This window comes from Streptomyces sp. 4F14, from assembly GCF_048159485.1.
Lineage (GTDB): Bacteria > Actinomycetota > Actinomycetes > Streptomycetales > Streptomycetaceae > Streptomyces.
On record NZ_JBLRVY010000009.1, the window covers coordinates 282,469 to 294,840 of the forward strand.

The following is a 12,372-nucleotide window of genomic DNA, read 5'->3' on the forward strand; positions in this document are numbered from 1 at the left end:
ACCAGGCCGTCGTGAGGAGGTACGCGGGAGGGTGACCCGCTCGTCTGAGCTTAACCGGTGAGTAACAAGCGCGCCAGCCCCTGGGGCGAGCGGACTTCGCGAACCCGTTCCCCTCCTGGTCGTGCCCCGCCTACGCTCTGAATCATGGACGAGGAGTCGCGATCGCTCACGGAGCGCTTACGGCGGGAGTCGGGCGGGGGCGCGCTCTTCGAGCGGCTCGCGGCGGACGCCGGCCCGGAGGCGCTGGCCGCGGTACTGACCGAACCCGGCCGGCCGCTGTGGGCGCGGGAGCTGGCCGCCTACCGCCTCGGCGTCGCGGGGGACCGACGCGCCTTCGAGGCGCTCGTCCTCCTCCTCAACCACCGCGACCCCCCGCGCTGCGCCTCTGCCGCGCACGCGCTGTCCCTCCTGGGCGACCCGCGTACGGCCCGCGCGGCGGCGGCCCTCGCCACCAACGAACTCCGCGTCGCCTACGCCCTCCACCCGGTCCGCCTCCTCACCGCCCTCGCCGCGCCCGAGTCGGTCCCGGCCCTCATCACGACCCTGCGCCGCCGCCTCACGCCCCACGACCCGTACCGACGTGTGGCGTTGGCCTGCGTCGAAGGGCTCGGCGCCCTGGGCGACCCCCGGGCCCGCCCGGTACTCGGCGACGCCCTGGCCCATCCGGCACTCGCGGAGGCCGCGGCGCGGGCGCTGCGGAGGATTCCGGCGCGGCGCAGGTGAGCCGTGGGGCCGGGGGTGCGGACGAGAGCGGACGCCGGCCGCCGTGCCGGTGAACCGCCCCTCGCGGACGCGGCCATGACGACGAGTCAGCCGGCCACCTCCCCCACGTACCGCACCTCCGGCACCTCCACCCCGTCCACCTCGAACGGCTCCTGCGCACCGTCGGGCCGCAGCCCCGCGCGCTCGTAGAACCGGCGCGCGCGGGCGTTCTCCTTGAGCACCCAGAGGTACAGCCGCTCGCACCCGCGCGCGGAGAGCTGCCGCCGCACCTCCTGGAGAAGCGCGTGCCCCACCCCCGAACCGAAGTGGTCCGCGTCCACGTACAGGGCATACAACTCCGCATCATCCGTACGGAGTTCACCCTCCCGGTACGGCCCGTGACACGCCCACCCGACGACCGCGCCGGCCCTCTCGGCGACGAGGTTCACCACGTTCTCCCCGGCGTTCGTGAAGTGCGCACGACGACGCTCGGCGTCCTCGGCGACGGTGAGGGAGTCCAGGTAGGACCGCGGCACCAGCCCCCGGTACGCGGTCCGCCAGCCGCGGACGCGGATCTCGGCGACACGGTCGCAGTCGGCGAGGACCATGGGGCGGACGAGCGCGGCGGGGGCGTGGGTCAGGTCGCTCATGACCCCATCATGGGTCACGGGTCTGACAACGCCCCCGCCGTCCGTCTCAGCCCCTGAACCCCAGCAGCCCGTGCAGTGCCGAGCCGTGGGTCGACGGTGTCGCGACCTTGCTCGTCAGGGGCTTGGGGTCGGGCAGGTTCGGGCACACCGCGTCGACCGGGCCGTCGGCGCGGGGGACCGTGCCGTCGGTGAGGTAGGCGGCGAGGTGCTTGTCGAGGCACGCGTTGCCGCTGAGGGTGATGCCGTGGTTGCCGCCGCCCTCCTCGACGACGAGGCTGGAGCCGCGCAGCAGCGCGTGGGTGAGGGCGCCGCCCTCGTACGGGGTCGCGGCGTCGTTCGTCGCCTGGAACAGCAGGACCGGCGGCAGCTTGTGGTTGGCGACGTTCACCGGCCGCAGCGATCTGGCCGGCCAGAACGCGCACGCCGCGTTGTACCAGGCGTTGTTCCAGGTCATGAAGGGCGCCTTCTCGTACGTCGCCCAGTTGTCGGCCCGCCACTGCTCCCAGTCACGCGGCCAGGCGGCGTCCCGGCACTGCACCGAGCTGTACACGCTGAACCCGTTGTCCCCGGAGGCGCTGACCGCGCCGAACTTCTCGTAGGTCTCGACCAGCGGGGCGGCGTTCTTCGTGTTCACGTACGCGGCGAACGCCTCGGCGAGGTAGGGCCAGTAGCCGTTGAAGTACCCGCCCGGCAGGAACGTGTCCTCCAGCTCGGAGGCGCCCACCTTGCCGCCGGCCGGCTTCTTCGCGAGGGCCGCGCGCATGGCGTACCACTTCGCCTCGACCTTCTCGGGGTCGGTGCCGAGGTGGTAGGTGGCGTCGTACTTCGCGATCCACGCCATCAGCGCGCGGTGGCGGTCGTTGAAGGCGACGTCCTGGGAGAGGTTGTCGTCGTACCAGACGCCCGAGGGGTCGACGATCGAGTCGAGCACCAGCCGGCGCACGCGCTCCGGGTAGAGCTTGGCGTAGACGGCGCCCAGGTAGGTGCCGTACGAGTAGCCGAAGTAGTTCAGCTCGCGCGCGCCGAGGGCCGCGCGGATCGCGTCCATGTCGCGCACCGCGCTGACGGTGTCGATGTACGGCAGGAGCTTCGCGTACTTCTGGCCGCAGGCTTTCGCGAACGACCGCACGCGCGCGAGGTTGGCCCGTTCGACCGCCTCGGTGACGGGCACCGAGTCGGGGCGTACGGGGTCGAAGTGGCCGGGCTTGCAGTCGAGCGCGGGCGTCGATCTGCCGACCCCGCGCGGGTCGAAGCCGATGACGTCGTACTGTGCGGCGACCTTCTTCGGGAGCGTCGAGGCGACGAACCCGGCGAGGGACAGGCCGCTGCCGCCGGGGCCGCCCGGGTTGACCAGCAGGGGGCCCTGAAAGGTCTTCGCGGTGTGCGGGACGCGGGTCAGCGCGAGGGTGATCCGCTGCCCGTGCGGGTTGCCGTGGTCGAGCGGCACCTTCAGGGAGGCGCACTGGAGCGTCGGGTGGTCGGTCGTGCCGCAGCTCTTCCAGGCGAGACCGGCGGGTGCCGGACCGGTCTGGACGGGCGCGGCCCGGACGGGCGCGGCGGTGAGCGTCGCGGCCACGACGACGGCGGCGGTAGCGCACAGTACGGCTGCGCGTTTTCTCATGGAGCCTCCCAGGACTGCCGGGACCGCGTGGGTCGGCGGCCCCGGCGGCATCGTCCCGGGGAGCGGCGGCGGAGGAACCTGTTCCGCCGATAGTTGACCCGATCGGGCTCTCCCGGCGGGCCCGGCCGTGCTCAGAGCAGGCTCAGTTGGACCGGTCCCGCCGGTTCCGGTTCCTCGGGGGCGTCGGGCGCGGGGGTCCGGCGCGGCATCCCCGCGCGCGTGGGGCCGATGCCGTACTCCCGCGCCAGTTCGTGGACCTGACGGGTGATCCGGCGCTGGTACCAGGTGGGCGCGTAGGCGCCGTCCGCGTACAGCCGGTCGTAACGGGACGTCAGGTGCGGGTGGTGGTGGGCCAGCCAGGCCATGAACCACTCGCGCGCGCCGGGCCGCAGATGCAGCGTCAGCGGTGTCACGGACGTCGCTCCGGCGGCGGCGATCGCCCGGACCGTGGCGCGCAGCTGGTCGGGGTGGTCGCTGAGGAACGGGATCACGGGCGCCATCAGGACGCCGCACCCGAGCCCGGCCTCGGAGAGGGCCCGGACGACGTCCAGGCGCCGCCCCGGGGCGGGCGTGCCCGGTTCGACCGTGCGCCACAGCTCGTCGTCGAGGAAGCCGACCGACACGGAGACCCCGACGTCGGTCACTTCGGCGGCCTGCCGCAGGATCTCCAGGTCGCGCAGGATCAGCGTCCCCTTGGTGAGGATCGAGAACGGGTTCGCGCGCTCGCGCAGGGCGGTCAGGATGCCCGGCATCAGTTGATAGCGGCCCTCCGCGCGTTGATAGCAGTCGACGTTGGTGCCCATCGCGATGTGCTCCCCCTGCCAGCGCGGGGAGGCGAGTTCGCGGCGCAGCACCTCGGGGGCGTTCACCTTGACGACGATCTGCGTGTCGAAGCCGATGCCCGTGTCGAGGTCCAGATAGCTGTGCGTGCGGCGGGCGAAGCAGTACACGCACGCGTGCGTGCACCCCCGGTAGGGGTTCACCGTCCATTCGAACGGCATGCGCGAGGCGCCCGGCACCCGGTTCAGGACCGAGCGGGCCCGGACCTCGTGGAACGTCATTCCGCGGAACTCGGGTGTGTCGAAGGTACGGGTGGTCACCGCGTCCGCGCCGAACAGCGCGGGGTCGGCCGCCCGGCCGTGCTCGCCGGGCTCCTGGGTGAGGTTCTGCCAGCGCATGACGCCTCCTCGGTAGCACTGGCCACAGAATAGAACACTTGTTCCCATGATCGTGCGCGTGCCGTTTCCGATCGCTTTGGGACCCCCGATTTGGGTGGCCGACCGGCGGGGTGGTTGGCTTGACCCGATCCCGAGAAACAGGCCCTGGAGGAACTCATGGCGCAGGTCGAGGCCACCACCGAGCGCGTCGTCGCGGCGGACCCGGAGACGGTGTTCGACACGCTCGCCGACTACAGCGGCCCCCGCGCGAAGCTGATGCCCGAACAGTTCAGCGAGTTCGAGGTGCGCGAGGGCGGCGACGGCGAGGGCACGCTCGTGCACTGGAAGCTCCAGGCGACCAAGAAGCGCGTGCGCGACTGCCTGCTGGAGGTCACCGAGCCCACCGACGGCGAACTCGTCGAGAAGGACCGCAACTCCTCCATGGTCACCGTCTGGCACGTCACGCCCGCCGGTGAGGGCAGGGCGCGCGTCGTGGTCACCACCACCTGGCAGGGCGCCGGCGGCATCGGCGGCTTCTTCGAGAAGACCTTCGCGCCCAAGGGCCTCGCCCGCATCTACGACGCGCTGCTCGCCAACCTCGCCGCCGAGGTGGAGAAGTAGAACGCCGGGCCCGGCGGACAAGTTCCGCCCGGTCCACGGCCGTTGATCGAATTCACCGGTTCGAGTGGTTGTTCCCCCGAACCCGGTCGGCGCCGTAACTCGTCGCGCTTGCCAGGAGTTGTCGCTTTACGCGGGAATTGTGGCAAGTGCGACGAGGGGAGCGGTACGTGGGCGGGATCACTCTGGTGCAGGAGGGGCCGGCGGTCGCGTCGCCGCCCCCCGCCGCGCCCCCACCCCCGCGCCAGGACGAGGGGCTCAGCCCCCGCCGGGTGCGGCTCGTCTTCGTCGGCCTCATGCTCGCGCTGCTCCTCGCGGCGCTGGAGCAGATGATCGTCGCCACCGCCCTGCCGAAGATCGTCGGCGAGCTGCACGGCCTCGACAAGATGTCCTGGGCGATCACCGCCTACCTGCTGACCTCCACGGTCGGCCTGCCCGTCTACGGCAAGCTCGGCGACCTCATCGGCCGCAAGGGCGTCTTCCAGTTCGCGATCGTCGTCTTCGTCGTCGGCTCCGCCCTCGCCGGCCGCGCCCAGACCATGGACCAGCTGATCGCCTTCCGCGCGGTGCAGGGCGTCGGCGCGGGCGGGCTCATGATCGGCGTGCAGGCGATCATCGCGGACATCGTGCCGCCCCGGCAGCGCGGCCGGTACATGGGCCTGATCGGCGCCGCCTTCGGACTCGCCTCCGTCGCGGGCCCCCTGCTCGGCGGCTACTTCACCGACCACCTCTCCTGGCGCTGGTGCTTCTACTTCAACGTCCCCTTCGGACTGGTCACCCTCGCCGTCGTCACCGCCGTCCTCAAGCTGCCCAGGCCCAAGGTCCGCCCCCGGTTCGACGTCCTCGGCACGCTGCTGCTCGCCGCCGCCTCCACCTGCCTGGTGCTGCTGACCAGCTGGGGCGGCACCGAGTACGCGTGGGGCTCGCGCACGATCCTCGGCCTCGGCGCGGGCGCCGTCGCCGCGAGCCTGCTCTTCCTGCTCGCCGAGCACCGCGCGGCCGAACCCCTCATCCCCCTCAGGCTGTTCAGGGACTCCGTCTTCAACGTCACCGGGCTCATCGGCCTCGTCGTCGGCGTCGCCCTGTTCGGCGCCGCGAGCTACCTGCCGACATTCCTCCAGATGGTCGACGGCGCCACCGCCACCGAGTCCGGGCTGCTGATGCTGCCCATGATGGCCGGCATCGTCATCGCCTCCGTCGTCTCCGGACAGCTCATCAGCCGCACCGGCCGCTACAGGCTCTACCCCCTCCTCGGCGGCGCCCTGTCCGCCGCCGGCATGTGGCTGCTGTCCCGCCTGGAGACCGACACGCCCCGGCTGCACTACAGCCTTTGGATGGCCGTCCTCGGCGCCGGCATCGGCCTCGTCATGCCCGTGCTGGTGCTCGCCGTGCAGAACTCCGTGCGCCCCGCCGACCTCGGCACCGCCACCAGCGCCAACAACTACTTCCGGCAGATCGGCGGCAGCGTCGGCGCCGCGATCTTCGGCACCCTGTTCGCGAACCGGCTCACCGACGCCCTGCGCGAGCGGATCCCCGCGCACGCGGGCCAGGCGCCGCCCGACGCCGAGTCGATCACCCCGCAGCTCGTCCACGCACTGCCCCCGGCGCTGCGCGACGCGTACATCAGCGCCTACGCCGACGCCATGCCGAGGGTCTTCCTCTACCTCGTGCCGGTCCTTCTCGTCGGCCTGTTCCTCGCCTTCTTCCTCAAGGAGAAACCCCTCGTGTCCCACAACGAGACGGAGACCGAGCCCCTCGCCCTCCCGGCGGCCCGCGCGACGTACGCGGCCGGGATCGCCGTCTGCGGAACCGTCCAGCACCCCGACGGGACCGTCGTCCCGCGCGCGGCGCTCACCCTCATCGACATCGCCGGGCAGCAGATCGGACGCGGCGCCAGCGGCGACGACGGGCGCTACGCGCTCGCCACCCCGGGCGCCGGCGCGTACGTCATGATCGCCGCCGCGGGCGGCCACCAGCCGCAGGCCGTCTCCGTCACCGTCGGCGAGCGCCCCGTCGACCTCGACATCGTCCTCGGCGGCGCCGGACGCCTCGCCGGGACGGTCGTCACCGCCGACGGCGCCCCCGTACGGGACGCCACGGTCACCCTCACCAACGTGCACGGCGAGGTCGTCGCCGCCACCCGCAGCGGGCGCGAGGGCGGCTACACCATGACCGAGCTGGTGGCCGGCGAGTACACCCTCGCCGCGAGCGCCCCCGCCTTCCGGCCCGCCGCCCTGCCCGTCACCGTCCAGCAGTCCCGCGAGACCCGCCAGGACGTCGAACTCGCGGGCGGCGCCGTCCTGCGCGGCATCGTGCGCGCGGGCGGCGGACGGCCCGTCGAGGACGCGCGCGTGACCCTCCTCGACGCCGCCGGGAACGTCGTCGACACCCTCACCACCGGACCCGACGGCGCCTTCCGCTTCGTCGACCTGTCCTCCGGCGAGTACACCGTCATCGCCGCCGGATACCCGCCGGTCGCCACCGTCCTCCAGGTCGCGGGCGGCGGCCGTACGGAACGGGACCTCCAGCTGGGGTACGAGGACTGAGGGGGCTCGGGGGGCGCGCATGGACCACAGGGGCCGGGAACAGGACGCCGCACGGCGGGCGAACGCCGTGCCGAGCGCTCCGTGCGCCCGGCGGCGCCCCTCTCGCACCAATTCCAGCATTGCCGCACATCCCGGCCCGCCGCCCCCGTACCGTGGTGACTGCGGGACAGATCTTGTGAAGCTCTGGGGAGAGAGGGCCTGGGCCATGGACCGTGGCACCGAGCGGGACACGCCTCCCGGCCCGGGACGCGTCCCGCTGGCCGTCGTCGTGGTCGACGACGCCGGCCTCGTCTCCCACTGGAGCACCGGCGCGCGCAGGCTCTTCGGCGTCCCCAAGGACGAGGCGATCGACCGGCCCGCCCTGGACCTGCTGCCCGTCGCGGGCGCGCTCCCCGACCCCGACGACACCCCCGCACCCGCCCCGTACGACGTCCTCGCCGAGTACGACGGCCACGGCACGCCGCTCGGCACGGAACTCGGCTACCCGTCCTCCGGGCGGGCCTGGATCAGCCGCCCCGACGACACCCGCGCGGACGTCCTGTGGTGGGCGTACCCGCTGTACGGCTCCGGCGCCGAACGGCTGCTGGTGCTCGCCGCCGACGCGGCCGGACTGCGCGAGGACGCCCCCGGCGGCGGCGATGACGGCGACGCCGTGAGCGTCGAGCGGATCTCCCCGGCGTTCGCCCGCCACACCGAGTTCCCCGGCGCCGACGACCTCGCGCGCCGGCTCCCCGAGATCCTGCCCAGCATGAGCGTCGGCGAGAGCGCCCGCATCGTCTCCCAGGTCCTCGAACTCGGTTACCCCATCCTGGAGTTCAGCCAGAACGAGAAGGTCCCCGTCACCCCCGACTGGGGCGTCTCCCGGCGCACCGAGCGCAAGGCCCGCCGCGAACGCGCCGCCCGCGCGGTCGCCCAGGGCCTGCCGCTCCCCGGGGACCTCGCCGACGACGGCGAGGACCTGGAGTACGTCGCCGTACGCGAGCGCCTGGAGTTCCTCAACGAGGTCAGCGGGAAGATCGGTACGTCGCTGGACCTCGCGCGCACGATCGTCGAGGTCAGCCGGGCCGTCGTCCCGCGCTTCACCGACGTCGCCGGGACCTACCTGCGCGAACAGGTCGTCGCCGGCGAGGAGTTCGACGAGGGCGTGCCCGACACGCGCACGATGTGGCACCGCGTCGCCCTCGAACACACCGACGAGCCCGGGCGCTGGGACGACGTCGTGCCCGTCGGCGAGGCGATGCCGTTCCCCGCGCACACGCCGTTCTTCCAGTGCATGACGACCGGCGAACCCGTGCTCGTGCCCCGGATCAACGAGCAGATGGGGCACGCGATCGCCTCGCAGTTCGACAAGCGCGACATCCGGCCCCTCATCACCGGCCGGTCCATGCTCGTCGTCCCGCTCAAGGCCCGCAACGTCGTCCTCGGGTTCATGATCCTGCTGCGGCACCCGGAGCGCACCGAGTTCAACGACATGGACCGCGTCACCGGCGCCGAACTCGCCGCCCGCGCGGGGCTCGTGCTCGACAACGCGCGCATGTACACGTTCCAGGAGGCCGTCGCCGAGACCCTCCAGGACAGCATGCTGCCGCACATCCCCGCGCGCATGGCCGGCTGCGACATCGCCACCCGCTACCTGCCGGGCGCCCAGCAGGGCCGGATCGGCGGCGACTGGTTCGACGCGGTCAAACTGCCCGGCGCGCGGACCGCGTTCGTCGTCGGCGACGTCATGGGCCACGGCCTCAACTCCGCCGCGAAGATGGGCCAGCTGCGGACCGCGATCCAGACCATGGCCGGGCTCGACCTGCCGCCCGCGCAACTGCTGCGCAACTTCGACGACCTCGCGCAGCGCCTCGGCGGCGACTACCTCGCGACCTGCCTGTACGCCGTGTACGACCCCGTAGCGGGCGAGCTGAGCATCGCCAACGCCGGCCACATCCCGCCCGTGCTGGTGCGCGCCGACGGCACCAGCGAACTCCTCGACCTGCCCACCGGCGCCCCCGTCGGCGTCGGCGGGGTGCCCTTCGAGGCGGTGCGGCTGCGCGTGGAGCCCGGCGACCGGCTCGTCATGTGCACGGACGGGCTCGTCGAGATCCGCGGGGAGGACATCGGTGTCGGACTGGAGACGCTCTGCGAGTCCGCCGCGCACCCCGCCGCGTCCATGGACGACGCGTGCGACACGATCATCCGCGCGCTGAACCCGCGCGGGGGCCGCAAGGACGACGTCGCCCTCCTCATGGCCCGCCTCAACGGCATCGAGCCCGACGACGTCGCCGAGTGGCGCTTCGCCCCCGCGCCCGCCGAGGTGCGCCGGGCGCGTGCGGCGATCGGCGAGCAACTGCACGAGTGGGGGCTCGCGCGGCTCGTGGACAACGCGGTCCTCATGGTCGGCGAGCTGGTCACCAACGCGGTCCTGCACGCCCCGGGGCGGTCCGTCACCGTACGGCTCGTGCGGGGCGAGACGCTGCTGTGCGAGGTGGACGACGGGGGCCACGAACTGCCGACCCTCCTCGACGCCCGGCCGACGGACGAGGCGGGGCGGGGGCTGCGGGTGGTGAGCACCCTGGCGCGAGAGTGGGGGGCGAGCCGGTCGGGGGCCGGCAAGAGCGTGTGGTTCGAGCTGACGCTTCCCCGGAGGTGAGGGGGCGCGCGGGACTGCCGGTGCGCCGGGGGCGTACGCGGGAGTGGGCGGTTTCGCAGGAGGCGTGAAGGTGGCCGCGCCGTGCTTGTGGGCGCGCGCGGCGCGCGGTAGACCGTATCCGCCCGTCGGCTCACGGCGGCGTCGCGTCGCACCCTGGGGAGACTTGGTCATGAGCGTGACACAGCGGTACCGGGAGTCGTGGGAAGGGTTCTGGCGGGAGGCGCCCGACAGCCCCGGAGCGGTGTTCTGGGACGCGGAACCGGACGTCACCGCCGCCGCCCACCTGCCCCTGTTCGCCCCGCACCTCCTCGACACCGCCCTGCCCCTGGTCGACCTGGGCTGCGGCAACGGCACCCAGACCCGCTTCCTCGCGGACCACTTCCCCCACGTGCTCGGCGTCGACCTCTCCGAGGCCGCCCTCGACCGGGCCCGCCGCGCCGACCCCGGGGGACGGGCCGGGTACCGGTTCCTGGACGCCGTCGAGGCGGGCGCGGCCGACGCCCTGCACGCCGAGCTGGGCGACGCGAACGTCTACGTCCGGGGCGTCCTGCACCAGTGCGGCCCCGAGGACCGCCGGCCCCTCGTGGACGCCGTGGCGGCCCTCCTGGGCGCCCGGGGCCGCGCCTTCCTGGTCGAGCCCGCCGAGGGCGCCGGAGCGATCCTGGGCGGCCTCGCACGCCGCCCCGAGGGCCCGCCCGCCAAGCTCGCCCCGATCTTCCGCCACGGCATCGCGCCGGGAGCGGTCCCCGACGCGGCCGTGCCGGACTACCTGACGGCCGCCGGGCTCACCGTCCTGGCGCTGGGCCGGGCACCCCTGGCGACCACCGAACACCTACCGGACGGCGAGCCGATCGTGCTGCCGTCGCAGTGGGTCGTGGCGGGCCGCCCCATCTGACCGGCCGGGGAGAGGCGGGCGCGCGCGAGGCGGGGACCGGGCCGGACCACCCCTCGCGCGCCCGCAGCCCTCTTGCGTGGCATGGATCACACCCCCGAAAGTGAGCACACGGCGGGGGTCGTTTCCGTACACCCGCGCGACGGCCGGACCCCGGATGCGAGGATGTGGCCCCATGACCGCCGGGTGGTGCGCACGCACAGGGAGGGCCGCGATGTTCGCGGCCGTCTGTGTGCTGCTCGCCGCCCTGGGACACGTGCTGATGTCCGGCGCCGGGCTGCCCCTGTGGGCGCTCGGCGGCGCCTTCGCCGGCACCGCGGCGGCGGGATGCGCGCTCGCCGGACGGGAGCGGGGGCTGCCCGCCGTCGTCGGGGGCGTCGTCGCCGTTCAGGCCGTGCTCCACCAGAGCTTCTCCGCCGTGCAGCGGCCGGCGTCCGGTACGACGGACATGGCGGGCATGGCGGGCATGCACATGGACAGCGGCATGCCGGCCATGCCGCACATGTCCCACATGGACGGCCATGACGGCATGGGCGCCCCGATCGCCGATGCGGCCACCGCCGCCTCGTACGGGATGCTCCTCGCGCACCTGCTCGCCGCGCTGCTGTGCGGCCTGTGGCTGGCGTACGGGGAGCGCGCGGTGTTCCGGGCCCTCAGGGCGGCCGGCGCGTGGCTGGCCGCCCCGCTGCGGCTCGTCCTGGCCGTCGCCGTGCCGCCGGAGTTCCCGCGCCCCCTGTGGCGGCGCCCGCGGTCGGCCCGCACACCCGTCCAACGGCTTCTCGTCCACTCCCTCACGTCCCGGGGACCGCCCCGGGGGAGCGCTGTCGCCTGACGACAGCCGGTGCCCCGAGCCGCCCCAGCGCGCCTCGGGCCACGGCCGTACCCGGCCGTATCCCCCTTCACCGGACCGCACGCGCGCGCGTGCGGTCCGGGACGTGACCCGAGAAGGACACACGAAGTGACGCTCTCCACGCTGCCTTCGCCACGCCTCGACACGGACGCCTCGATCACCGCGTGGGCTTTGTCCGCGCGGGACGGCGATCCCGTCGCCGTCGACCGATGGGTGCGGGCCCTGTACCGGGACGTGCTGCGGTACGTCATCCACCTGAGCGCCGATCCACAGGGTGCCGACGACCTCGTCCAGGACACCTTCGTCCGCGCCCTCGGCAGCCTGCACCGCTTCGAGGGGCGCTCCTCCGCGCGCGCGTGGCTGCTGACGATCGCCCGCCGCGCGGTCGTCGACCACCACCGCCGGGCCGCCGTACGCCCGCGCGTGTGCGACTCCGACGCCTGGGAGGGGGTCGTCGTGCCCGGCTTCGAGGACGGCGTCCTCCTGCTCGACCTGCTCGCGGCGCTGCCCCGGGAGCGCCGCGAGGCGTTCGTGCTGACGCAGATCGCGGGCTGGTCCTACGAGGAGGTCGCCCTGCGCGGCGGCTGCCCCGTCGGGACGGTCCGCTCCCGCGTCGCGCGGGCGCGCGCCACGCTGGCCGCCCTGCTGGCGGAGCGGCCCACCGGGGCGGCGGTCGCCGTGGCGTAACGTGACGCCCC

Annotated in this window: 10 protein-coding genes; 7 read left to right on the plus strand and 3 right to left on the minus strand. The window is 73.7% G+C overall.

The annotated features are described in order from the left end of the window. Positions 1-144 precede the first annotated feature (144 nt). On the plus strand, positions 145-723 hold the full coding sequence (locus tag ACLZOT_RS18275) for an adenylosuccinate lyase (protein WP_416970002.1): 579 nt from the start codon (positions 145-147) through the stop codon (positions 721-723). Positions 724-809: 86 nt separating this feature from the next. Here the strand turns inward: ACLZOT_RS18275 and ACLZOT_RS18280 are convergent, their stop codons facing one another. The 3 genes from ACLZOT_RS18280 to ACLZOT_RS18290 form a co-directional block, all read right to left on the minus strand. Further along, a complete protein-coding gene (locus tag ACLZOT_RS18280; protein WP_416970003.1) occupies positions 810-1,352 on the minus strand; it encodes a GNAT family N-acetyltransferase in 543 nt (180 codons plus the stop codon). Positions 1,353-1,398: 46 nt separating this feature from the next. After that, entirely contained in the window at positions 1,399-2,973 is a 1,575-nt protein-coding gene (locus tag ACLZOT_RS18285; protein WP_416970004.1) for an alpha/beta hydrolase, read from the minus strand. Between the two features lie 131 nt (positions 2,974-3,104). Continuing rightward, positions 3,105-4,151, minus strand: coding sequence for an Rv2578c family radical SAM protein (locus tag ACLZOT_RS18290; RefSeq protein ID WP_416970005.1), 1,047 nt, complete (start codon positions 4,149-4,151; stop codon positions 3,105-3,107). A 156-nt stretch (positions 4,152-4,307) separates the two neighbouring features. Between ACLZOT_RS18290 and ACLZOT_RS18295 the strand changes: the two genes are divergently transcribed. The 6 genes from ACLZOT_RS18295 to ACLZOT_RS18320 all read left to right on the plus strand — a co-directional run bounded on the left by ACLZOT_RS18295 (position 4,308) and on the right by ACLZOT_RS18320 (position 12,361). Continuing rightward, complete coding sequence (locus ACLZOT_RS18295; RefSeq protein WP_416970006.1) at positions 4,308-4,751, plus strand: SRPBCC family protein; 444 nt, start codon at positions 4,308-4,310, stop codon at positions 4,749-4,751. 167 nt (positions 4,752-4,918) lie between these two features. Next, positions 4,919-7,294 carry an MFS transporter gene (locus ACLZOT_RS18300; protein WP_416970007.1) on the plus strand — a complete coding sequence of 792 codons (2,376 nt, stop codon included), beginning with the start codon at positions 4,919-4,921 and terminating at the stop codon, positions 7,292-7,294. Positions 7,295-7,499: 205 nt separating this feature from the next. Then, positions 7,500-9,932: a SpoIIE family protein phosphatase gene (locus tag ACLZOT_RS18305; RefSeq protein WP_416970008.1), complete on the plus strand. Its 2,433-nt coding sequence runs from the start codon at positions 7,500-7,502 to the stop codon at positions 9,930-9,932. A gap of 169 nt (positions 9,933-10,101) precedes the next feature. After that, positions 10,102-10,827 (plus strand): class I SAM-dependent methyltransferase, encoded by a 726-nt coding sequence (locus tag ACLZOT_RS18310; protein ID WP_416970009.1) that lies wholly within the window; start codon positions 10,102-10,104, stop codon positions 10,825-10,827. A gap of 211 nt (positions 10,828-11,038) precedes the next feature. After that, positions 11,039-11,656, plus strand: a complete 618-nt coding sequence (locus tag ACLZOT_RS18315; RefSeq protein ID WP_416970010.1) for a hypothetical protein — start codon at positions 11,039-11,041, stop codon at positions 11,654-11,656. A gap of 126 nt (positions 11,657-11,782) precedes the next feature. Then, the gene (locus ACLZOT_RS18320) at positions 11,783-12,361 is read left to right on the plus strand and encodes a sigma-70 family RNA polymerase sigma factor (protein WP_416970011.1); all 579 of its coding nucleotides are present in this window, start codon (positions 11,783-11,785) and stop codon (positions 12,359-12,361) included. Positions 12,362-12,372: the final 11 nt, after the last annotated feature.

Bases quoted from the DNA above. Each gene is read 5' to 3' on its own strand.
- ACLZOT_RS18280 (WP_416970003.1), bottom strand. From the start codon at position 1,352: ATGAGCGACCTGACCCACGCCCCCGCCGCGCTCGTCCGCCCCATGGTC.
- ACLZOT_RS18310 (WP_416970009.1), top strand. From the start codon at position 10,102: ATGAGCGTGACACAGCGGTACCGGGAGTCGTGGGAAGGGTTCTGGCGG.
- ACLZOT_RS18295 (WP_416970006.1), top strand. From the start codon at position 4,308: ATGGCGCAGGTCGAGGCCACCACCGAGCGCGTCGTCGCGGCGGACCCG.
- ACLZOT_RS18290 (WP_416970005.1), bottom strand. From the start codon at position 4,151: ATGCGCTGGCAGAACCTCACCCAGGAGCCCGGCGAGCACGGCCGGGCG.
- ACLZOT_RS18305 (WP_416970008.1), top strand. From the start codon at position 7,500: ATGGACCGTGGCACCGAGCGGGACACGCCTCCCGGCCCGGGACGCGTC.
- ACLZOT_RS18315 (WP_416970010.1), top strand. From the start codon at position 11,039: ATGTTCGCGGCCGTCTGTGTGCTGCTCGCCGCCCTGGGACACGTGCTG.
- ACLZOT_RS18275 (WP_416970002.1), top strand. From the start codon at position 145: ATGGACGAGGAGTCGCGATCGCTCACGGAGCGCTTACGGCGGGAGTCG.
- ACLZOT_RS18285 (WP_416970004.1), bottom strand. From the start codon at position 2,973: ATGAGAAAACGCGCAGCCGTACTGTGCGCTACCGCCGCCGTCGTCGTG.